This is a genomic window from Pedobacter sp. GR22-10 (assembly GCF_026239715.1).
Taxonomy (GTDB): Bacteria; Bacteroidota; Bacteroidia; order Sphingobacteriales; family Sphingobacteriaceae; genus Pedobacter.
Map to the genome: position 1 here is coordinate 65,143 of NZ_JAPIVR010000001.1, position 23,190 is coordinate 88,332.

The 23,190-nt window shown below is 39.2% G+C and carries 22 protein-coding genes; 12 read left to right on the forward strand and 10 right to left on the reverse strand.

Translation table 11 applies throughout. From position 1 onward, the window contains the following. Positions 1-160 precede the first annotated feature (160 nt). From OQX64_RS00225 to OQX64_RS00240, 4 genes are all read left to right on the forward strand, one after another. The gene (locus OQX64_RS00225) at positions 161-559 is read left to right on the forward strand and encodes a DUF4783 domain-containing protein (protein ID WP_088300959.1); all 399 of its coding nucleotides are present in this window, start codon (positions 161-163) and stop codon (positions 557-559) included. Between the two features lie 156 nt (positions 560-715). After that, a complete protein-coding gene (gene nadC / locus OQX64_RS00230; RefSeq protein ID WP_265816975.1) occupies positions 716-1,558 on the forward strand; it encodes a carboxylating nicotinate-nucleotide diphosphorylase in 843 nt (280 codons plus the stop codon). A 49-nt stretch (positions 1,559-1,607) separates the two neighbouring features. Next, a complete protein-coding gene (plsY, locus tag OQX64_RS00235; RefSeq protein WP_088300957.1) occupies positions 1,608-2,255 on the forward strand; it encodes a glycerol-3-phosphate 1-O-acyltransferase PlsY in 648 nt (215 codons plus the stop codon). A gap of 93 nt (positions 2,256-2,348) precedes the next feature. Further along, positions 2,349-3,155 (forward strand): M48 family metallopeptidase, encoded by an 807-nt coding sequence (locus tag OQX64_RS00240; RefSeq protein ID WP_088300956.1) that lies wholly within the window; start codon positions 2,349-2,351, stop codon positions 3,153-3,155. A gap of 172 nt (positions 3,156-3,327) precedes the next feature. Here the strand turns inward: OQX64_RS00240 and OQX64_RS00245 are convergent, their stop codons facing one another. From OQX64_RS00245 to OQX64_RS00265, 5 genes are all read right to left on the reverse strand, one after another. Next, positions 3,328-4,584, reverse strand: a complete 1,257-nt coding sequence (locus OQX64_RS00245; protein WP_265816978.1) for an anthranilate synthase component I family protein — start codon at positions 4,582-4,584, stop codon at positions 3,328-3,330. 110 nt (positions 4,585-4,694) lie between these two features. Continuing rightward, the gene (locus tag OQX64_RS00250; protein WP_265816980.1) at positions 4,695-4,817 is read right to left on the reverse strand and encodes a hypothetical protein; all 123 of its coding nucleotides are present in this window, start codon (positions 4,815-4,817) and stop codon (positions 4,695-4,697) included. A 264-nt stretch (positions 4,818-5,081) separates the two neighbouring features. Then, a complete protein-coding gene (locus OQX64_RS00255) occupies positions 5,082-6,362 on the reverse strand; it encodes an adenylosuccinate synthase (protein ID WP_088300954.1) in 1,281 nt (426 codons plus the stop codon). Between the two features lie 38 nt (positions 6,363-6,400). After that, positions 6,401-6,895: a Fur family transcriptional regulator gene (locus OQX64_RS00260; RefSeq protein ID WP_088300953.1), complete on the reverse strand. Its 495-nt coding sequence runs from the start codon at positions 6,893-6,895 to the stop codon at positions 6,401-6,403. 202 nt (positions 6,896-7,097) lie between these two features. Next, complete coding sequence (locus OQX64_RS00265) at positions 7,098-9,305, reverse strand: RelA/SpoT family protein (protein ID WP_088300952.1); 2,208 nt, start codon at positions 9,303-9,305, stop codon at positions 7,098-7,100. A 110-nt stretch (positions 9,306-9,415) separates the two neighbouring features. Here OQX64_RS00265 and OQX64_RS00270 point away from each other — a divergent pair, with 110 nt between their 5' ends. From OQX64_RS00270 to OQX64_RS00285, 4 genes are all read left to right on the forward strand, one after another. Continuing rightward, entirely contained in the window at positions 9,416-10,030 is a 615-nt protein-coding gene (locus tag OQX64_RS00270) for a DUF4294 domain-containing protein (protein ID WP_265816983.1), read from the forward strand. Positions 10,031-10,035: 5 nt separating this feature from the next. Then, positions 10,036-10,557 carry a glutathione peroxidase gene (locus tag OQX64_RS00275; RefSeq protein ID WP_265816985.1) on the forward strand — a complete coding sequence of 174 codons (522 nt, stop codon included), beginning with the start codon at positions 10,036-10,038 and terminating at the stop codon, positions 10,555-10,557. Beyond that, positions 10,554-11,270, forward strand: a complete 717-nt coding sequence (gene bshB1, locus OQX64_RS00280; RefSeq protein ID WP_088300949.1) for a bacillithiol biosynthesis deacetylase BshB1 — start codon at positions 10,554-10,556, stop codon at positions 11,268-11,270. Before OQX64_RS00275 ends, bshB1 begins: the two co-directional genes overlap by 4 nt. Before the next feature lie 191 nt (positions 11,271-11,461). Continuing rightward, complete coding sequence (locus OQX64_RS00285; protein ID WP_265816987.1) at positions 11,462-12,823, forward strand: acyl-CoA dehydrogenase family protein; 1,362 nt, start codon at positions 11,462-11,464, stop codon at positions 12,821-12,823. Positions 12,824-12,893: 70 nt separating this feature from the next. Here OQX64_RS00285 and OQX64_RS00290 read toward each other — a convergent pair whose 3' ends face one another. From OQX64_RS00290 to OQX64_RS00305, 4 genes are all read right to left on the reverse strand, one after another. Further along, positions 12,894-13,295 (reverse strand): hypothetical protein, encoded by a 402-nt coding sequence (locus OQX64_RS00290; protein WP_265816989.1) that lies wholly within the window; start codon positions 13,293-13,295, stop codon positions 12,894-12,896. A gap of 2 nt (positions 13,296-13,297) precedes the next feature. Continuing rightward, positions 13,298-14,629 (reverse strand): L-lysine 6-transaminase, encoded by a 1,332-nt coding sequence (gene lat / locus OQX64_RS00295; protein WP_265816990.1) that lies wholly within the window; start codon positions 14,627-14,629, stop codon positions 13,298-13,300. A 585-nt stretch (positions 14,630-15,214) separates the two neighbouring features. Continuing rightward, a complete protein-coding gene (locus OQX64_RS00300; RefSeq protein WP_265816991.1) occupies positions 15,215-16,093 on the reverse strand; it encodes a 1-aminocyclopropane-1-carboxylate deaminase/D-cysteine desulfhydrase in 879 nt (292 codons plus the stop codon). A gap of 66 nt (positions 16,094-16,159) precedes the next feature. Next, positions 16,160-17,185 (reverse strand): DUF6588 family protein, encoded by a 1,026-nt coding sequence (locus tag OQX64_RS00305; RefSeq protein WP_265816992.1) that lies wholly within the window; start codon positions 17,183-17,185, stop codon positions 16,160-16,162. A 101-nt stretch (positions 17,186-17,286) separates the two neighbouring features. Between OQX64_RS00305 and OQX64_RS00310 the strand changes: the two genes are divergently transcribed. Together OQX64_RS00310 and OQX64_RS00315 are read left to right on the forward strand one after the other, a co-directional pair. Then, entirely contained in the window at positions 17,287-18,315 is a 1,029-nt protein-coding gene (locus OQX64_RS00310) for an RluA family pseudouridine synthase (protein WP_265816993.1), read from the forward strand. A gap of 3 nt (positions 18,316-18,318) precedes the next feature. Beyond that, a complete protein-coding gene (locus OQX64_RS00315) occupies positions 18,319-19,158 on the forward strand; it encodes an aminotransferase class IV (RefSeq protein ID WP_265816995.1) in 840 nt (279 codons plus the stop codon). A gap of 89 nt (positions 19,159-19,247) precedes the next feature. Here OQX64_RS00315 and fmt read toward each other — a convergent pair whose 3' ends face one another. After that, entirely contained in the window at positions 19,248-20,156 is a 909-nt protein-coding gene (gene fmt / locus OQX64_RS00320; protein ID WP_265816997.1) for a methionyl-tRNA formyltransferase, read from the reverse strand. A gap of 87 nt (positions 20,157-20,243) precedes the next feature. Between fmt and OQX64_RS00325 the strand changes: the two genes are divergently transcribed. After that, entirely contained in the window at positions 20,244-21,290 is a 1,047-nt protein-coding gene (locus OQX64_RS00325; RefSeq protein WP_265816998.1) for a DNA topoisomerase IB, read from the forward strand. Positions 21,291-21,312: 22 nt separating this feature from the next. Continuing rightward, positions 21,313-23,166: an ATP-binding protein gene (locus OQX64_RS00330; RefSeq protein WP_265816999.1), complete on the forward strand. Its 1,854-nt coding sequence runs from the start codon at positions 21,313-21,315 to the stop codon at positions 23,164-23,166. The last annotated feature ends 24 nt before the right edge of the window (positions 23,167-23,190 follow it).

The window sequence follows — 23,190 nt, forward strand, 5'->3', positions numbered from 1 at the left end:
AAATTATAATTATTACCAAAACATTTTATTGTAAAACCTGTTTTAGTATTCTATTCATATGGCAAATATAGCTTTATTGAAGGTTATACAAATTAAGAAATCTGTTTTTTGATCAGCTAATGGCATAATTTTAGCTAACCATTCTGTATAAAATACAGAAATGATCCGGAGCTTATTTTTATTTATTATTGGTTTATCATCATTATATAGTTCTAATGCCATCCAGGCCGATATTATTGATGATTTATCGTCATATTTTAAAGCCGGCAATGCGAAAGAGATCGCGAAAAGTTTCGCTTCAACGATTGAATTAATTATTATTGATGAAGAAGATGTCTATTCTAAAGCACAGGGTGAACAAATTCTCAGAGATTTTTTCATTAAGCATCCTGCGGTCAAAACAAGTGTTTTTCATAAAATCAACAATAGTCCAAACTATCGCTTCGGAGTAGTTATCTTAAATACTTCAAAAGAAACATTCAGGGTATCCATCACCATGAAGAAATTTAACAACAGTTTTTTAATTACCGAATTAAGAATTGAACCTGCTAAAGACTAGGTGTCAGAGTCCTCCATATCAGCTGACTTAAGATCTGGAAATAGCAGAAATTCAGATTTCCAATCTATATATTTTCCTCAATCCGGTTGCTTTAAATCCATCTGTAAATTGCCCGCTCACAAATAATTCTTATTTTTGCTGCATAAAATCTATACTTTGGATATTCTACTTGTACATCAGTTTATAAAAAACGCACTTGCTGAAGATATTGGTGATGGTGATCATACCTCATTATCAACCATTCCGGCAGGAACTCAGGGAAAGGCAAAACTCATTATCAAAGAGGAAGGGATTCTGGCAGGAATGGAATTGGCTGTAGAGATCTTCAAAATTGTTGATGCAGATTTAAACGTGAAGGTGTTGTTACAGGATGGTGCCAAGGTAAATGTAGGTGATATTGGTTTAACGGTATCCGGAAGTACCCATTCTATTCTTGTTGCAGAACGTTTGGTTTTAAACTGCATGCAACGGATGAGTGGCATTGCAACCAAGACAAATCATATCGTTTCGCTTTTAAAAGATACGAAGACTAAAATTCTGGATACGCGTAAAACAACCCCGGGTTTGCGTTACCTTGAGAAATGGGCAGTAAGAATTGGCGGAGGTGTCAATCACCGGATAGGTTTGTACGATATGATCCTGATAAAAGACAATCATGTAGATTATGCAGGAGGAATTTCAAATGCCATTCATTCCACTAAAAAATATTTAGCTGATCATCAAAAAGCTTTGCAAATAGAGATTGAAGTAAGAAATCTGGATGAGTTATCGCAGGTATTGGCTATTGGAGGTATAGATCGGATTATGCTTGATAATTTTAATTTTGAGGAATTGAAAGCAGCTGTAGCATTAATCGACGGGCGGTTTACAACAGAGGCATCTGGCGGCATTACAGAAGAAAATGTGTTAGCATATGCTGCTTGCGGTGTAGATTTTATCTCAATGGGTGCACTTACACATTCTGTAAAAAGCCTGGACATCAGCTTAAAAGCATACTAAATTGATGTGCTATAAAATTGAAAGTTTATTTTTTGTATCATTGTAGGCTATGGTTACGGTTTATTCGCTCAGCGCCTTATTGTTCGCGTATCTATTTGGGTCTATACCTACAGCTGTATGGCTCGGTCAGGCCTTTTATGGTATTGATGTAAGAGAGTATGGAAGTGGTAATGCGGGCGCAACCAATACCTTCAGGGTTTTAGGTAAAAAGGCGGGCATAGCCGTAATGATCATTGATATTGCGAAAGGGTATACGGCTACCAATTTAGCCTATCTTATAGGCATGTCTGTTACCGGACCACAAAATTCAGTAGTGTTTGTAAATTATCAGCTTGCCCTGGGTGTAACGGCGGTAATGGGACATTTATTTCCCGTTTTTGCAGGTTTCAGGGGAGGAAAAGGAGTGGCTACACTTTTTGGAATGATTTTGGCAGTTAACTTTGAAGCATCTATGCTTTGCGTTCTGGTTTTTGTGATTGTGTTATTGTTAACAAAATATGTTTCATTAAGTTCAATTTGTGCGGGTTTTACATTTCCGCTCAGTGTTGTCTTCCTGTTTCAGGTTTCCATAAAATCAGAAGTGCTCTATGGCATGGTGGTTTGTGTGCTGATTCTGGTTACGCATCAAAAAAATCTCGAAAGGTTGCTGAAGGGCAAAGAATCCAAGGTGTATTTGTTTAGGAAAAAGGCAAACTAATGAACAAAAACACATTCATTAAAACTTATTTGCTGGCATGATGTTTAATCTCCGTTGTGCCCGAAGGGTTTATCAATCAACTAAAATCGCATTATGAAAAAGTTATTTTTAACGGCAGGTGTTGCTGGTATTTTATTATTTAATTCATGTTCAACCGTTCCGCTAACCGGACGTAGTCGATTTGATTTGGTAAGTAATGATCAGGTGTTGCCCATGGCATTTCAGGCCTATAATACATTTTTAACAGAAAATAAAAATACTGTTTTACCTGCATCAAATGCGCAGGCTTTAAAAGTTAAAACTGTTGGAAACAAATTGATCAATGCGGTAAAATCCTATATGAACAGCAATAATTATGGAAATTTAATTGCAGATTACCAGTGGGAGGTTAACGTAGTTCAAAACAAAGAGAAGAATGCCTGGTGTATGCCAGGAGGAAAAATTGTGGTGTATACCGGAATTTTACCCGTGACACAGGATGACGCGGGGCTGGCAACTGTAATGGGGCACGAAATTGCGCATGCTATTGCAGGTCATTCGGCCGAACGCATGTCGCAGGAAATGGTGGCTCAGGGCGTTGGTGCTGCAGCAGGGGTAGCTTTATCTAAAAATCCTAAAACACAGTCGATTTTCAATACCCTTTATGGTGTGGGTACACCGGTAGCCATGTTGAAATTCAGTCGTAACCAGGAGCTGGAGGCGGATCGTTTAGGTTTGATTTTTATGGCGATGGCCGGATACAATCCACAGAATGCCACCAGTTTCTGGAATAGAATGTCTGCTGCATCTGAAGGCGCACAAAAACCAGCAGAATTTTTAAGTACGCACCCAAGTGATGCAACCCGTATTGCTCAGATTCAAAAATATTTACCTGAAGCACAACAGTACTATAAGAAGTAGGGTTGAAGATAAAAGATAAAAGATAAAAGATAAAAGGTGGAAGGTTCTTACATTGTGTAGAAGTTTCCACCTTTTTTATATAGTCGTCGGCCTGATTATTAATTAAGTCATAGCTAAACATTACGACTGGCAAAGACTCATTTTTTGTTTTCTAATAATACTCCAATCAGGCCTAACCGCCAAACACCTTCAGCATTGCACTGGCTTTAAGCATACATTCTTCATATTCTTTTTCCGGATTACATTCATAGGTTATTGCTCCGCCTACCTGAAAGGATAGATATTGATTCGCTGAATTGTAAAGAATACTTCTGATGATTACATTGAAGTCGAAATCTCCAGCCGGATTTATGTAGCCAAAAGATCCTGAATAAACTCCCCGTTTGGTTTCTTCGTATTCCTCTATCAATCTCATGGCTTTTACCTTTGGTGCACCTGTCATAGAGCCCATTGGGAATGCATTTTTGATGGCATCAATAAAATAAACATCTGAATTTAAATCGCAGCTGATGGTAGAAATCATCTGGTGAACCTGTGGAAAGCTATAGATTCCAAACAATTCATCAACTTTAACTGATCCCCTTACCGCTGATTTTGTAAGGTCGTGACGCACCAAATCAACAATCATTACATTTTCAGACTGCTCCTTGATATCATTTCTCAATTGTGATTTAATCAGCTTGTCTTCCAGCAGGTTTGCACTTCTTTTTGCCGTCCCTTTAATAGGTTGGGAAATGAGTTTTGCACCACGCTTGCACACAAAACGTTCAGGCGTAGCAGATAGTATATAATGTTGATCAATCTTAAAATAACCGGCAAATGGGGTAGGAGAAACTTCATTTAGTAAACTAAAGGTTTGCAACGGGTTAATTGCGGCATTTTCAGCAAAAAACTCCTGGCAAAAATTAACTTCATAAATATCGCCCCGGATAATATGGTTTTTTAAAGCCTCCACCTTTTCGATGTATGTCTTTTTTGAAAGTTTTGAATGGATATCTATGACCTTCGGAGGCATTTCATTTTCAAACTTGAAATTATTTATCTCCTCTAAAATAGCGTCATCTCCAACCAAGATCTCTGTTTTACCATCTTTGTGGGCAATCAGGTATTTTGGTACAAAGAAAAATAATTCCGGAAAATTCAAATGATCAGCATGGTTTGATTGAAGATCTTCTATTTCATTTTTAAGATCATAGCTCAAAAAGCCAAAGCTCCATTTTTTATGATTTTCATAGAAAATTTTGAGTTGCTCAAATGCTGTTCCGCTTGCACATTTTAATTGAGCCTGAACATCAGCAGCGATCAGAAAATCGTATTTACCGTAGGGGTCTGCGTATTGATTTGAATCTAATAAGCAACATACTTCAAACTGGTTGGCCCAGTGTAATGCTTTTTGTTTGAAATCAAAGATATTTTGTATGGTTTTCAATAATGCTTTTTTTATTCGGTATAAGGTTATTGTTTAGCTATTCCAGGTTTCTCATCCCTTTTTTATTTAAGCTCCTTAAAGCTTTGATTGCTCACTATCTTTTTACCTGATTATTGCGCTAAATCTTTTCGGGCTTTGCCCGCAACATTGCCACCTGCTTTTGCGGCGGTTAAAATGGCATATTCTTTATCTTTTTTTAACGCCTCCTTGTTTCCATATGTTAGTGAGTTCATCGCGAACAAGAATATGGCGGATTCGTTTTTCAATCCGTTCATCGCTGTATCCTTTGGCTTTGTAAGGTACTGCCTTATCTTCAACTAATTTAAGTTCACTCATTTTATCTAAATTAAACTTAGTACAATAATTATATAGATGAGATGTATGTTATTGACAGGGAGTTCTAAGATAGATAAATGCTACTTAAAAACTAAAAAATGTTATATACAGCAAAAGCAACCTGAAAAAGGTTGCTTTTGCTGTATAGTTATGAAAAATATCTAGCGTAATTCCAGAGTCTGTGCCCTATCTGGCCCTACAGAAAGGAATTTGATTGGCACCTCCAGTTCTTTTTCTAAGAATGCAATATAATCGTTTAGCTTCGCTGGAATTTCATCAACTGAAGTGATTTTAGTGACATCAGTAGCCCATCCGTCAATAGCTTTTAATACTGGTTTCGGTTCGATGGAAATGATATCGTAAGGCATATAGTCAATCGTTTCACCATTGTATTCGTAATGTGTACAGGCGTAAATGGTTTCGAAAGTATCCAACACATCGGCTTTCATCATAATCAATTCGGTTACACCGTTTAACATGATGGCATATTTTAATGCAGGCAAATCAATCCAGCCACAACGGCGGGCACGACCTGTAGTTGCACCAAATTCATGACCTAAAGCGCGTAAATTTTCACCAACTTCATTGTCCAATTCAGTAGGGAATGGACCACCCCCAACGCGGGTACAATAAGCCTTGAAAATACCATAAACAGCACCAACTTTGTTCGGTGCAATACCTAAACCTGTACAAGCACCGGCTGTAGTAGTGTTACTAGACGTTACGAAAGGATAAGACCCAAAGTCAACATCTAATAAAGTTCCTTGCGCACCTTCGGCTAAAACAGCTTTTCCTTCTTTTAAGAAACCGTTAACATAATGTTCGCTATCTACATGAGGGATTGATTTTAAAAATTCAATGGCTTCAAAGAATGAGGCTTCTTTTTCTGCCAGTTCATATTCAAAACCTTCGTAATGGGAGAGAATTTCGGTGTGCTTTTCTACTAATTTGTTGTAACGCTCTTTAAAATCAGGAAGTGTAGTATCGCCAACACGAAGACCATTCCTGCCGGTTTTATCCATATAAGTCGGGCCAATTCCTTTAAGTGTTGAGCCGATCTTATTTTTACCCATGCGTGCCTCATTAGCGGCATCCAATAACTGGTGGGTAGGTAAAATTAAGTGTGCCTTACGGGCAATTACCAGTTTGCCATCGGCAACAGGGTCATGACCAGCTTTTTTTAAGTTATCTAACTCTCTTTTTAAAATGATTGGGTCGATCACTACACCATTACCGATAAGGTTCATGGTTTTTTCATTAAAAATTCCTGATGGAATGGTATTTAAAACGAATTTTTTACCATCAAATTCAAGTGTGTGTCCGGCATTCGGGCCACCCTGAAAGCGGGCAATAAGATCATATTTTGGACTGAGTACATCAACGATTTTTCCCTTTCCTTCATCACCCCATTGCAGGCCGAGAAGTACATCTACTTGCGTCATTATTAAAAATTTAAGCTGGTTTTATTTTGTGGATTGATTTAATTTTCTTCAGGTTTGGCTGTCTTGGCCGACTCATTTACTTTTCTGGCCATGCTACAGTCTGAGCAGAATCCATACAGGTTTAATGAATGGTGTTTTACATCGAATTTTAAAAGATCGCCAACCATGGTTTGAATTTGGTGAATACGGGGATCGCAGAATTCTACTACCTTACCACATTCAATGCAGATCACATGGTCATGTTGACGGTAGCCGTAAGATTTCTCGAATTGTGCCATGTTCTTACCAAACTGGTGTTTGGTAACCAAATCACATGAAACCAATAATTCTAAAGTATTGTAAACCGTAGCCCGACTTACACGATACTTTTGATTTTTCATGTGAATATAGAGGGTTTCAACGTCGAAGTGATCGTTTCTAGAATATATTTCCTCCAGTATGGCGAAACGCTCAGGCGTTTTGCGCAGATTCTTGTTTTCTAAATAAGCTTCAAAAATCTTACGAACGAGCTCATTTGTTTTTTGTTCAGGCATAGTGTTTAAACTCCAATCAAAGGTAGGTAAATTGTTTTAAAAATGATTACCCCGGTGAAATGATTACAAAGATTTGGTAATTGTTTGATTATGATATTATTCTATTGTTGAAATGTTTTAAGATTAGTCTGAAGTCAAAAGTCTGGAATCCTAAGTCGGACTATACTACTTCAGGCTTCGGACTCCAGACTTTCAGGCTCTTTTAAGCATCAAATCTCGTCACCCCTGTCACCCCTCTTACCTTTAACAGGTTCTTGATTAAATTTTCAAGATGTTCGGTGTCATTGACGAAGATCATGATTGAACCATCAAATATACCTTCATTGGTATCAACGGTAATGGAGCGCATATTCACCTTAAAGTCTGTTGAAATAACTCTGGTAATGTTATTGATTAAACCCACATCGTCAATACCCATAATGCGTAATCCCGTTAGGAAAGTTAGTTCCTGTTGTTTATTCCATTTTGCCTTCACCACGCGATAGCCATAGTTGGCCATCAGCTGCGCCGCATTGGGGCAATTTGTCCGGTGAATCTTTATCCCGTCACTAACGGTGATAAAGCCGAAAACATCATCACCCGGAATAGGGTTACAACAGGCCGCAAGCGTATAATCAATACGTTGCATATCTTCACCAATGAGTAAAATATCCGATTCACCGCCTTTTATTTTGCTTTTAACACCGTCTACAGATAAATTTTCAGGGCGCTCTGGTCCACGGGTCTCTACCTCCTTCTCGCTATTTAAATATTCTCTGATATCTTTAAGCTCAATTTTTCCAAGTGCCACATTTACAAAAAGCTCCTGGGTAGATGGCAGTTTAAAGAAATAGCTTAGTTTTTGTAAGTTATCGGTGTTGTAGGTGATTTTGAGCGATTTAAGTTTCCGTTCCAGAATCTCTTTACCATTATCGGCAATTTTTCTTTTTTCTTCTTTAAGGGATGATTTAATTTTGGATTTGGCTTTTGCCGTTACCACAATATTTAACCAATCCTCCTTAGGCGTTTGTTTGTTCGAGGTGATAATCTCCACCTGATCGCCATTTTGGAGCTTATAGGATATGGGCACCAGCTTATGGTTAACCTTTGCCCCAATACAGGTAGCCCCAACACCAGTATGGATTTCAAAGGCAAAATCTAAGGCTGTTGCTCCTAAAGGCAACTGCAGCAGGGCACCTTTTGGCGTAAAAATGAAGATCTCATCAGAGAAAAGGTTCATTTTAAAATCATCCAGGAAATCCAAAGCATTTGCTTCCGGATTGCTCAGCATCTCCCTCACTTTTTGGATCCATTGGTCAAGGCCATTATCATTGCTCGATTCTTTGTATTTCCAGTGCGCAGCGAAACCTTTTTCGGCAATTTCATTCATTCGTTGCGTACGGATCTGAACTTCTACCCATTGCCCCCTGGGGCCCATTACCGTAGTGTGTAAACTTTCATAACCATTTCCTTTCGGTGATGACACCCAGTCGCGCAGGCGGTCGGGATTTGGACGGTAAAGATCGGTTACAATAGAATAGGCTTTCCAGCAATCGGCTTTTTCATTTTCATAAGCACTATCCAGGATAATCCGGATGGCAAAAAGATCATAAACCTCTTCAAAAGGAATATTTTTCTTTTTCATCTTGTTCCATATGGAATGAATGGATTTTGGCCGGCCATATACATCAGCAACCAAGCCCTGCTCGTGAACAATTTCATCAATCGGTTCTACGAATTTTTTGATGAAAAGTGCACGTTCAGCTTTTTTCTCATTCAATTTTTTGGCGATAAATTTATAGGTATCTGGATCAAGATATTTCATGGAAAGATCTTCTAATTCTGATTTAATGGCATATAAACCTAATCGGTGAGCAAGTGGTGCATAAAGATAAATGGTTTCGGATGCAATTTTCAGCTGCTTGTGGCGGGGCATGAAATCCATCGTACGCATATTGTGCAGGCGATCGGCCAGTTTGATCAGAATCACCCTTACATCATCAGCGAGGGTAAGCAGCATTTTACGGAAATTCTCCGCCTGCAGGGAACTGTTCGTGTCGAAAACCCCTGATATTTTGGTTAATCCATCTATGATTTTGGCTGTTTTCTTGCCAAATTCGCGTTCAATATCTTCCAGAGTGATTTCAGTATCTTCCACCACATCATGTAATAATGCGCAAACAATAGAAGTGGTGCCCAGGCCAATTTCTTCAGCGGCAATCTGTGCCACCGCAATAGGATGATAGATGTAAGGTTCGCCAGATTTACGGCGCATATCTTTATGGCTTTCCAGTGCCATATCAAAAGCTTTTCTGATTTCTTTTTTATCCCCTTTCTGCAATGTAGATTTGCTGGCCCGTAGCAACGCCCTGTATCTTTTTAAAATCTCCTGCTTTTCCGCCTCTAAATCAATCACTAACTCTGTTTTCATTTGTTTTTTTTGCGTAAAAATTTGCGTCTTATTTATGAATAAAACTTATATTAGTTCTGTCACACGACTAATATATGAAATAACACCTAACTTTGTTAAAGTATAAATTTATGAATTTTAAAGGGTCAATCTTTCTGTTTATTGTCATGATTTTTGGTATTACACTAAAAGCCCAGGACGTTACAGCTCCGGTTTTTCCTAAAATGAGCAAAGCAGATACGATCAGGGTGGCCTCTACCAATGATAACGGCGTGATGATTCCCTGGATGCAACTACAGGATGTGAGTATTTTTGCCAATAGAATCTGGAAATCTCCTGCAGAACAAATGGCTTATAACAGGTTGAGGTATAACGTATTGAAAGTGATGCCGTATGCCTTATATGCCAAACGTCGCTACCAGCAGCTGGAGGAAGATATTGCACGCACACCTGAAAAAAAAGATCAAAAGAAACTGGTTAAGCAATGTGATAAAGAAATTAAAGACATGTTTAACCGCGAAATTAAAGAACTCACCATTACACAAGGCCAGATTTTAACCAAACTCATTGACCGGGAAGTTGGAAGAACCACTTATGATATTGTGAAGCAAACCAAAGGTGGTTTTGCGGCTTTTTCTTATCAGATTGTTGCCCGCGTGGTTGGTCATAATTTAAAAAGTACTTACAACCCTAATGAAGATCGTGATATTGAATCGATCATCAGAACTTCAGGGTTTTATCAATAAATCAAATGCAGAAAAGCATTCCGAATATTTATTCTTTCAAGGTTAAGAAAATCAATGGGGAAGAGCAACCCCTTTCCGCATACCGGAATAAAGTTGTTTTAGTGGTGAATACCGCATCTGAATGTGGGTTTACCCCACAGCTAAAGGAACTGCAGCAACTGAAAGATGAAATTAACCACCCGGATTTCGAGATTTTAGGATTTCCGACAAATGACTTTGGAAAACAGGAACCCTTAACTGGTAATGATATCGCCTCATTTTGCGAAATTAACCATGGTGTAAAATTCCCTGTTTTTGATAAGATCATGGTTCGTGGCGAACACGCACATCCGCTTTATCAATTCTTAAGTGATAAAAAAAAGAATGCAAGGTTAAGCTCCAAACCCAGGTGGAACTTTCATAAGTATTTGCTGAACAAAAAAGGCGAACTGGTTGATTTTTATCTGCCCTTTACCAAACCCCTGAGTTCAAAAATTAAAAAGAAAGTTCAGCAGTTGCTGAACGAAAATGCCAATCAATCATCATGAAATTAGATATTTTAGTTATCGCTGTACATCCTGATGATGCAGAACTTTGCTGTTCAGGAACAATTTTAAAACATATTGCACTTGGTAAGAAAGTAGGAATTGTAGATTTAACCCGTGGAGAGCTGGGTACCCGCGGAACGGCTGAAACCCGTGATGAAGAAGCGGCAGATTCAGCCAGGATATTAGGTTTGCACGCCCGGGAAAATCTTCGCCTGAGAGATGGTTTTTTTCAGAATGATGAGTTTCATCGCCTGGAAGTGATTAAGGTGATCAGGAAATATCAACCGGAAATTATTTTAAGTAACGCATTGGAAGACCGTCACCCAGACCATGGTCGGGCGGGAGATCTGGTTTACGATGCTGTTTTTCTTTCCGGATTACCTAAAATCGAAACAAAAATAGATGGTATCAATCAAGGTGCCCACCGACCAAGATTATTGCTGCAATATATTCAGGACCGTTATCTGAAACCTGATATCATCGTTGATATTTCGGAGCATATGGATCAAAAGATTGAATCAATCAAAGCTTTTAAAACGCAATTCTACAATCCAGATGTAGATGGTTTGCAAACCTATATTTCCTCTCCGGAGTTTTTTGAAACCGTAATTGGCCGTTCCAGAGAGTTTGGTAAAAGTATTGGTGCAACCTTTGGTGAGGGGTTTACTTCCAGAAAATTGCTGGGCGTAGATAACCTGTTTGATTTGAGGTAATCTCGTTTATTAACCGCAAAGGACGCCGAGCTTTTAGATCACCGGATGCTCCAGGTTTTTACAGAGAATATTGAGCTGAATTATATTTAAGCTCAGTGTTCCTTTGTGCCTTCTCTTCGTATTATGTGATTGCTTAAATGGGAATCCCCAACAAAATTGCCCTTCATTTGTTACTCTCCAAACGAATAATCATGGCAAATATATTCTCTTCACTCAAAAACGCATACAACCTTTTCAAACATGTAGATTTCGATAAGTTAGAAGCGCTTTCTAAAAAAGTAGATCTGCCCAAAATGGTCGAAACGATTTCTAGCCTGGATGATAAACAAATCCAGGGCATGATGAAAATGATGGGTGGATCTGGCAAAAAAAGAGAATTACCACCAATTGAAGGTGATTTTTACCACCTGGGCGACGAAGCTTTGAAAAATGAAGACAGGCAACTCCAGCTGAAGGTTCGTGCATTTTTAGAGAAGGAAGTGAAGCCGATTGTGAACCACTATTGGAATAAGGCTGAATTTCCATTTGAGATCATTCCGAAACTGGCGGAGCTGAACATCTGTGGATTAACCTATAAAGGTTATGGCTGCCCGGGAAAATCAAATTTGATGGAAGGGATTCTGGCGATGGAAATGGCCAGAATAGACACGTCAATCTCTACTTTTTTTGGTGTTCAAAGTGGGCTTGCCATGGGCTCCATCTACCTCTGCGGATCGGAAGCACAAAAACAGCAATGGCTGCCTTTAATGCAGCAGTTTAAAATTATTGGCTCGTTTGGATTAACAGAACCTGAAGTAGGCTCTGCAGCTGCGGGCGGTTTAACCACCACCTGTAAAAAGGTTGGCGATAAGTGGGTGTTAAATGGTCAGAAAAAATGGATTGGTAATGCCACTTTTGCTGATATTTTAATTATCTGGGCACGTGATGAAGGTGATGGAGAAGTGAAAGGTTTCATTGTAAAAAAGGATAATCCGGGCTTTGCAGTAGAAAAGATGCAGGATAAAATGGCCTTGCGGATTGTTCAAAACGGATTAATTACACTAACCAATTGTGAGGTAGAGGAAGCAGACCGACTTCAACATGCCAATTCATTTAAAGATACGGCGAAGGTTTTACAAATGACCAGGGCAGGGGTGGCCTGGCAGGCTGTTGGCTGTGCTCGTGGTGCTTATGAAAATGCTTTGGAATATACCCGAACCCGGAAACAGTTTGGTAAACCCATTGCTTCTTTTCAGTTGATTCAGAATCACCTGGTAGAAATGCTATCCAATCTGACGGCCATGCAAACCTTATGTTTCAGGCTTTCTCAATTGCAGGATCAGGGTTTACTGAAAGATGAGCATGCATCTTTAGCCAAGGTGTTTTGTTCTTTACGGACCCGTGATGTAGTGAGCAAAGCCCGTGAAGTGATGGGCGGAAACGGTATTTTACTTGAATATAATGTGGCCCGTTTCGTGGCTGATGCAGAAGCCATTTACTCTTACGAAGGCACCAAAGAAATTAATACCCTGATTGTAGGTAGGGCAATTACTGGTTTTTCGGCATTTGTGTAATCTCTAAATTTCCAGCAGATCAAGGTGATTTTCGTTAATTTTTCTGCGGTTATCTTGATCTGCTGGAATTTTATAGAGGATATTTATTAAATGCCACCTGACTCATGGCACTTTTTTCATACAAGGCTATACAATCCTTATTAAATGAAGGATCGAAGTTTACCGTTCCGGGTTCTAACGTGTTAGGTACGTTTGCATTCGCCATAAAGAAATAAACTTTTGTACTGCCATATTTGGTATGTGGCATTAAATTACCATAATCTTCCATTTCCTTCCAAACAGAATCTTTAACCGTTACCACATAAATACGTTGTACCGGACCAGTATTGTTCGCATTTCTATATTTAGCAATTTCTTTAAAGCCAGCCTTCATATCTTCAGCTCCGGGTTGATTAAAGGTATCTTTAACCATAAAGAAAACTAAAATCAGAACGATTGCCGTAATGACGTAAATAAGGGATTTTCTGCGCATGCTTACAATAAAGGCAATATTTTTTCCATAACCGTCAGGCCTTCGTCAATATGTTTTTGTTCGATACAAAGTGCGGGTCTGAAACGAATGGTCTTTTCTCCACAACCTAAAAACATCACATTGTGCTCCAATCCTTTGCTGATAAAAGTATTGCGCATATCTTTATTCGGGAAATCAAAAGAGCAGAGCAAACCTCGCCCGCGGACATTGGTCATCTTATCAAATTGCTGAGCAAGATTAGCCAGGTTGTCTTTTAAATAGGTACCCACTTTCTCCGCATTTTCACAAAGCTGATCATCTGCTATAATTTGTAGAATCTGTGATGAACGCACCATATCTACCAGGTTACCACCCCAGGTAGAATTGATTCGGCTCGGAATTTTGAATACATTTTTCTCTACTTCATCAACTTTATTACCGACCAGTATTCCACAAACCTGCATTTTTTTACCAAATGCAATAATATCAGGTCTCGCTTTTTCACTAAAATGTTGGTGGCACCAGAATTTACCGGTTAAACCTACACCAGTTTGTACCTCATCGTAAATCAGGAAAGCTTCGTTTTCATCAGCCAGTGTCTTTAGCTGAATCAAAAATTCTTCTCTCAGGTGATTATCGCCACCTTCTGATTGAATGGGTTCAATAATAATGGCACAGATATCATCTTTATTTTCTATGAAAGCCTTTTTAATCTGCGCTATAGATATTTCTTCCGTTTGGATTGCATGATCAAGGTTTTCTCCGGCAAGCGGAAATTTCACTTCTGGCACCGAAACCCTTGGCCAATCAAATTTGGCAAACCATTTTGTTTTATCAGGAAGGGTGTTGGTCAGGCTTAAGGTATAGCCTGTTCTGCCATGAAAGGCCTTTTCGAAATGTAATACTTTAAAGCCCTTTTCTTCGGTATAGCCTTTGGCAAAGTTTTTTTGAACTTTCCAATCCATAGCTACCTTAATGGCATTTTCTACTGCCAATCCTCCGCCTGCAATAAAGAAAGCATGTGGTAAATAATCCGGAATACCAATTTTGGAGAAGGTTGCTAAAAACTGGGCATATTGCTGGGTATAAACATCAGAATTGGATGGATTAGCCATCGCTGCCAGTAATAAGTTTTTCTTAAAGTTTTCATCATCTACCATTTTTGGGTGATTGTATCCCAAAGGAACGGATGCAAAGCAGGTGAAAAAATCAAGAAGTGTCCGGTTATATTTAGCATCATAGATATAGGCTCCATGACTCTTTTCCATATCATAGGTCAGGTCGAAACCATCCGCTAAAATATGCTTGCTTAATGATTCTTTTACTTGGTCGGCAGGTATGGTTAACTCGTACATAAACTTGGTTTTGGTATAATTCAAATTTAGTAAAATGTGCCTGGAATCAAAATTTAAGCACTTTTTGCAGGAGTTAGTCAAAAAATAGGTTTAAACTGTTTAAAGTATGATTATAGACAAATTCGGATTTTAGACTTCAGAAATGTGGAAAACTTTTTTGGTTGAAAAACATCAACTCAATGAGAATACGATCAGATAGGAGGTCATATCTGTTTGAAAATTCACCAATCAGGAAAGAAGCATTACTACAGGTATACTTACCACCCAACAGATTCTTTTAACTTATTTATACTTTGTTTGAGGATGATGCTAAATAAGTTTAAGCATCATTAAAGCTCAAAAATTGAGATTACACATTGATTTTTAATAGATCGACTGGATCATGTTCTAAAAAAGTGCATCCAGATTAATCAAAGCTATTTTGGAAACGATGAGTCAGGAAAAGAAAAAATGTTTCCCCTCACCTGTGCACCGCGATGTAGGATATAAAACGCACATGCGCCAGTAAGGTTAGCAAGTGACTTGTGTATTTTGAAACAAACATTAACCTAGCTTACAGCAGATATGGCTTATTTAATTATTTTACTATGGAAAGTGAAATTTATCCTTCATCCCCAGTAAACCCAATAACCCACCGGTATGAATAGCCAGGATGTTATCCGTCGGCAGGATTTGATTTTGCTGATATAAATCCAGAATGGCATAAAACATTTTTGCGGTATAAACCGGATCGATCAGCACGCCAGTTTCTTGAGTGAATTTTTTAATAAAATCCAGAAGCGCCGGGGTAGTTTTGGCATAGCCACCAAAATGATAATCGGTATGCAAAATGAGGTGGTTGGAAAGCGCAGTGTACCTGACGATTTCATCAGCAATGAAACTTCCACCTTTTAAAACCGGAATAACATGCAGTTTTGTATTTAAACGCGCATCTTGAATCCCCTTTAATAAACCCGCTGCAGTGGTGCCCGTACCGGCAGCCACAAAAATATGATCATAAGTTTCTGTGAGTTCTGAGATAATTTCACTACAGCCAATCACTGCTTCTGCTGATGCGCCCCCTTCATCAATAAAATAAGTGCTGTCATTGGAACCAAAATGCCGCTGATATAAACCAGCTTTATTTTTATAAGATTCCCTGTCTACAAAAATGAGATTCATTCCGTAGAGGGAACAGATTAAAAGCATTTCATTTTTTACTTCCTCCCCTCGCACAAAGGCTGTAGCCTGTAAGCCAGACCGGGCAGCTGCGGCAGCTGTAGCCACCAGGTGATTGGAATAGGCACCTCCAAAAGTAACCAGGTGATTTTTCCGCTCTGCTTTTGCTTTTTCCAGAATGTACTTTAGTTTGCGCCACTTATTTCCAGAAATATAGGGATCAATCAGGTCATCCCTTTTTACATATAAATTGCTGAGTGGATGAAAATCAATCTTTTGAACCTGACTATATATTTTTTTGAACATGTGTAAAATTAAAAAACGCCTGATGATTTCAGGCGTTTTTTAGTGTTTAATGTTTCGACGGACTTGTTATTGTCCGATACCAAAGCCTACACCCGCATTAACCATGCTATATTTTGCCTGGGTATAAGATCCGTATAACTTAAAAAATCCAAATTGCAGTTGAAAACCTAAGCTGCCGCGGATGCCATCGATATCTGTCCGGCCAACTGAAACAGGATCTACATAAGTTACCGTGGTTACAGGGCTGGTTTCAAAGCGATAAGTACCCAGGGCTTTTAAACTGGTTTTAGCGGTTTGGTAACCAATACTGGCGAAAGGTGTAAAAAACATAATTTTCTTCGAAATAATGGCATCAACATTAACACCATTGAATCTGGCATCAATGCGCTGATCCGAATTTGCTTCGTTATTGATATTTAAGTCGAGGTTATATTTATATTGGGTAAAACCTCCGGCCAGGGCAATATCTACAGGGATTAACTTTTCTGTTTTTCCCAGAATTAAAGGTAACAATTCAATCTTTGCACCAACACCAATCATCGAAATACTGCCCAAATCGCTACCCAATTTAATTTTTGGCATTGCCCTTAAAGAGATATCGATGTTTTTGGGCAGACCTAAAGTGGCCTGAATTTGTGGTGAAGGCACAACATGGAAACCAACACCCCTTGGCAGGCTAAAGAATTTTCCGGTGGGAATGCCATCACTGGTGTAAACTTCCATCCGGCCGCCATCCTGATTTTGCCCGAAAGCAGTCGGACCGATTGATGAGGCTCCCGGGGCGGGTTTAATGTTATTTAAACCTAAGGTATTTACATCATAAGTGCGGGCTGATTGTGGTACGAATGCTGCGGAGGCAGAAACCCCGACTTCAAATTTTAGAAAACCTTTTGACCTGGCGGTGTTGCTCCAGCCATCATTCAGGCCCTGACCTAAGCCTTTGTACAATGGATCAAAGTAGGCATTAATGAGTTTTGTTGCATCTGCAGGACCGGAAACGAATAGGTTTCCAACATCTTTTTGCGCATTTGCCCGAGGTGCGAAAGCAAATAGCAAGAAAGCCAGAAGGGCTTTTACGTAGGGATTTTTCATGGTAGAATGGTTTAGAACGGTTTGTATCACTAAGATAGCCCAGTTTTTTTAATAATAAAATCATTTCGATAATCTTAGGGCTAAAAGTTTATTTTTGTAAGATGGAAAATGTGGTAGAATTGCAGGAATCAGAAGAGCAGGAATTATATGAACACCTAAAAATTATTGTTGATAAGGGTCAATCTTTATTACGTATCGATAAGTTTTTAATGGTTCGTGTGGAAAATGCTTCCAGAAACCGCATTCAGAATGCCATTGATGCCGGGAATGTTTTGGTGAACCAGAAGCAGATCAAACCAAGTTATAAGGTTAAGCCTTATGATGAAATTTCGATTGTTCTGCCCCATCCGCCCCGCGATACCGAAGTTTATCCGGAAGATATTCCATTGGATATCATTTATGAAGACAGCGATTTATTGGTGGTTAATAAGCCAGCCGGAATGGTGGTACACCCCGGTTTCAATAATTATACCGGAACACTGGTCAATGCATTGGCTTTCCATTTTGAGCAATTGCCACAATTGCCTGGAAATGATGGCAGACCAGGTTTGGTGCACCGGATTGATAAGGATACCTCAGGTTTACTGTTGATCAGTAAGAATGAAAAATCAATTACGCACCTGGCCAGACAGTTTTTTGACCACAGCATCACCCGTAAATATATTGCTTTGGCCTGGGGCGATATTGAAAACGATGGCACCGTAACCGGCTATATTGGCAGAAGTGTGAAAGACAGAAGGGTGATGGATATTTATGAGGAGGAAGAAAAAGGAAAATGGTCGGTTACGCACTACAAAGTTTTAAAACGCCTGGGATATGTGACCTTAATCAGTTGTGAACTGGAAACCGGCCGTACGCACCAGATTCGTGCGCACATGCAACACATTGGGCATCCGCTCTTTAACGATGCCATGTATGGTGGCGATAAGATTTTAAAAGGAACCACGTTTAATAAGTACAAACAATTTGTAGATAATTGTTTTGAATTGTTGCCCAGGCAGGCGTTACATGCACAAAGTCTGGGTTTTATTCATCCAACAACAAAAGAATACATGCACTTTGAATCGCCATTACCTGCAGATTTTAAAGCAGCTTTAACGAAATGGGAAAATTACATCACCACATCATAAAATATGTCTCAAACGTACCTTCTATTTAATGATGAATTTCATGCGGATGATTTTCCTGTTTTAACGACTTCTAATCGTGGGTTTAAATTTGGCGACGGGCTTTTTGAAAGCATGCGGATGATTAATCATAAGCTTCAGTTTGCGGATTTGCATGCCGACAGGCTTACTGCAGGTATGAAAGCACTGAAGATTGATGGTCATGTTTTAATGGATGATTATTTTCTTCGGCAGAAAACTGCAGACCTGGTGAAGAAAAATAAGTGGAATGGCAATGTTCGATTCCGGCTTTCTGTTTACCGGCAGGGTGCAGGGGTTTACACGCCTGAAAGTAGCAAGTCTGGCTATGTTTTAGAAGGTATTCCGCTAAAGGCTACTGATTATGAATTAAATGCAAAAGGTTTAATTATTGATGTTTATGATGAAATGACCAAATCCATCAATAAGCTAGCTAATTTCAAAACCTCAAATGCCCTGCTATATGTAATGGCTGGTCTTTTTAAGACACAGAACCGGTTAGATGAAGCCATGATATTAAATCAGAATGGCTTTTTGTGTGAAAGCATCAGCTCAAACATTTTCATTGTATATGATAAGCAAATTTATACGCCTGCATTAACTGAAGGTTGTATTAGTGGTGTAATGCGCAGCACGGTGATGCAGATTTGTAAAATGAACGATATTCCCCTGGTTGAAGCGCAGATTAGTCCTGAAATTTTAAAAGAAGCCGAAGAAGTTTTTATTACCAATGCTACGCAGGGTATTCAATGGATTATGGGTTATGGCCGAAAAAGGTATTTTAATGAGTTTTCTAAATTTTTGAATGAGAAGTTGAATGCATTATAAATGCAGTTAAGTTTTATTAAAACTGCTGCTACGGGAGGTTTCAAAATTTGATAGTCATGCTATCATCGTTTTATATCATTGTAAAATTTCTACAACCGCATCCCCCTTAAAAAATCCTCAATCAGCATCCTTTTTTTACCTTCAAACTGAATATCCAGTAATTTGATAAATCCATCCTTCGTGGCAAATTTTAGATAAGTTTTGCCGTCTGTTAAAAAGCCACCAGCGGCAATACCTGGTTCTTTCTCTTCAGGCTCCGCTTTAAAAATTTTTAATGTTTTATCATTTAACAGGGTGAAAGCAGTTGGATAAGGACTCAACCCTCTGATGAGATTATGAATCATGGCTGAAGAATTATTCCAGTCTATTTTACAATCCTCTTTGAATATTTTTGGCGCATGTTTTAATTCGTCGCTTTGTGGCTGTGGTTGCTCGGTAAAATCTCCTTTTGAAATGGCGGTAACTGTTTTGACCAGCAGATTGGCTCCGATTACCATTAATTTATCATGTAGTTCACCAGCGGTTTCATCGTCACCAATAGGGGTACGGTCACTTAAAATGATATCACCAGTGTCAATTTCATGTGTTAAAAAGAAGGTCGTTACACCACTTTCCTTTTCGCCATTGATGATGGCGTGATTAATCGGGGCGGCGCCTCTGTATTGTGGCAGCAAAGATCCGTGGAGGTTAATGGTTCCTTTTGGCGGCATGTTCCACACCACTTCCGGAAGCATTCTGAAGGCAACCACCACTTGTAAGTCGGCTTTAAAAGCTTTTAACTCAGCCAAAAAATCAGGATTTTTAAGTTTTTCGGGTTGGAGTACCGGAATTGATTTTGCTGCAGCATATTTTTTTACGGCACTTTCGTTAATTTTCTGCCCACGCCCAGCAGGTTTATCAGGAGCCGTTACCACTGCAACAATGTCGAATTTGGCCTGAACAAGGGCATCAAGGGAAGCAACTGCAAAATCGGGCGTACCCATAAAAACTATTTTCATACGTGTGTGTTGTGTTCTAAAATAACGTGATCAGTCACCTTAAGTTTTACAAAATAACTAAAAATTAATTCATCCTGATAAGTAAAAATGGTACAAGGTGAAGATGTGGTTAAAGCAAGCGGATTGGTTTATGTAACCGATGCCATGCCTGGTATTTACCGAAAAGGCAAACCCGGTAAATTTTACTACGAAGATAAAAAAGGAAATAAAATTACAGAAGAAAGGCACCTCGACCGCATTAAAGCGCTGGTTATTCCGCCGGCATGGCAAAATGTATGGATTGCCAATAAACCCAATGCGTACCTGCAAGTGACCGGAATTGATGCCGCAGGCCGAAAGCAATACCGGTATCATGCCAAGTGGACGAGCCGTCGGTCGGAAGATAAGTATTTCAGACTTTTTGAATTTGGAAAAGTATTGCCTGAAGCCCGAAAACAGATTGCCAAAGACCTTAAACGTAAGGAACTGGACGAGCGTAAAGTACTTGCCATATCAGTAGATGTTCTTCAGAAATCTTTGATCAGGGTAGGTAATGAAAATTATAAGCAGCTATACGGCTCCTTTGGTTTAAGTACCCTGAGGGATAAGCATGTTAAAATTGAAGGCAGCAAAATTAATATTGATTTTATTGGCAAGAAAGGGGTAAGGCAAACGGTTGTATTGAACGACAGCAGCCTGGCCAAACTGGTTAAAAAATGCCGCGATATTCCCGGTCAGGATCTTTTTCAATATTATACCGATGGCAAGGAACACCGCGGAATCGATTCGGGTAAAATCAATAATTACATTAAAGAAATCACGCAGAACGATTTCACCGCCAAAGATTTCAGAACCTGGGGGGGTACATTAGAAGCCTTACGCCAGTTTGCGAAATGTTCAGTAGATGTTGATGTAGCATTGAATACCAAGAAAACAGTGATAAATGTTTTGGATTGTGTAGCCAAAAAACTGGGCAATACCCGGGCCGTTTGTAAAAGTTCATATGTATATCCTTTGCTGATCACGGCTTATGAAAATAATGAACTGGTGAAGTATATGAAAAAAATGAATAACCATAAAACTGTTGGTAAATTGGGATTGGAACACGATGAAAAGGTATTGCTTTCCTTTCTGAAATCGACAGGAAGCAAGTAAATTTTTATATTTGTTTTTCCATATGCAAGAAAAACCTACAGATCATTCAGATCTCTTTAACATTTTAATAGAAGAATCAAAAACGCCGATTGCCCTTTATGAAGGGGATCATCTGATCATTAGTGTTGCCAATAAGGCGATTTTAAAGGCCTGGGGCAAGGATGATTCGGTTAAAGGAATGGAACTCGCCAAGGCACTTCCTGAACTGGCCAACCAGCCTTTCCTGCAGCTTCTCAGAGAGGTGATCCGGACCGGAATAGCCTATGAGGCGAAGGAAGACATGGTGCAATTGATGGTGGATGGCGATCTCAGAACATTTTACTTCGATTTTATTTATAAGCCACTCTTTGATCAAAACGGAAAGGTATGGGCCATACTGAACAATGCCACCGATGTGACTGAACTGGTGAAAGCCAGGTTAAAATATCAGGAAAAGGAAGCCTTGTTTCGGCAGATGATTTACGACGCACCCATTGCCATTGGCGTTTTACGCGGACAAGATTTCATTATTGAAGATGCCAATGTTGATTTATTAAAAATCTGGGGTAAAACGGAAAAGGTTATTGGTAAGAAGCTGCTGGATGGTTTACCTGAAATTGCCGATCAGCAATTCCCCCAAATATTGGCACAGGTATACCAAAGCGGGAAGCCATATTACGGCTATGAAACCCTGGCGCGTGTGGAACGTGACGGAGTGTTGGGTAATTATTATTTCAACTTTGTTTACGATCCCATTTTTGATCAGGATAAAAAAGTATCAGGTATTATGATTGTAGCCAGTGATGTTACCGCACAGGTAAATTCACAGCTTAATTTAAAGGAAAGCGAAGCACGTTTCAGAACGCTGGTGCAGGATAATCCTATGCCTACTGCCTTCTATGAAACAGAAGATATTGTCATTAAAATAGCCAATAACGAAATGCTTAAGTTATGGGATAAAGATAAAAGCATTATTGGAAAACCTATGATTGAAGGTATTCCGGAGTTGGCTGGTCAGCCTTTTATCCCCATTTTAAAAGAAGTGTTCCGCTCAGGTATTCCTTATCATGCAGATCAGCAGGAGGCAGTATTGGTTATGGATGGTGTTCCCACCAAAAGCTGGTTTAATTTTACATATAAACCGCTTCGGAATGCTACAGGGAAAGTTTATGGCATTCTGCATGCCGCAATAGATGTAACCAGACAGGTCCAGCTGCAGCAGCAAAAGGATGAGTTTCTGGGAATTGCAAGTCATGAGCTGAAAACGCCGGTAACCAGTGTTAAGGCTTATACTCAAGTACTGGAACGCATGATCCGTTTGGAAGGGGATGAAAAGAAAGCCAATATGGTGCATAAAATGGATCAGCAATTAAACCGTTTAACCGGATTGATTGGTGATTTATTAGATGTAACTAAAATCCAGGCAGGTAAAATGGTCTTAAACCTTTCAACATTTGATTTCGATAACCTGGTGAAGGATATTGTGGAAGAAATGCAGCATACCACTTTAAAACACCAGCTAAATGCTACACTAAACAGTTTCGTGAAGGTAGAAACAGACCGCGAAAGGATTGGGCAGGTGATCACCAACTTTTTATCCAATGCCATTAAATATGCTGATGATGCGGACAATGTCGAAATTAAAAGTGAGGTGATAGGAAATGAAGTGATTTTAAGTGTGAAAGACTATGGAATCGGTATTTCAGAAGATTTGCAACAGTATGTCTTCGACCAGTTTTACCGTGTCAGCGGCCATCAGCAACATACGTATCCGGGCCTGGGTTTAGGGCTGTACATCTCTGCGGAAATTATAAAAAATACAGGTGGCAGAATCTGGCTGGAAAGCGAAGCTGGTACAGGTTCAACCTTTTATTTCGCTTTAAAAATTAAAGCATAGTGCAAAAAGGGGATTTTAATACCA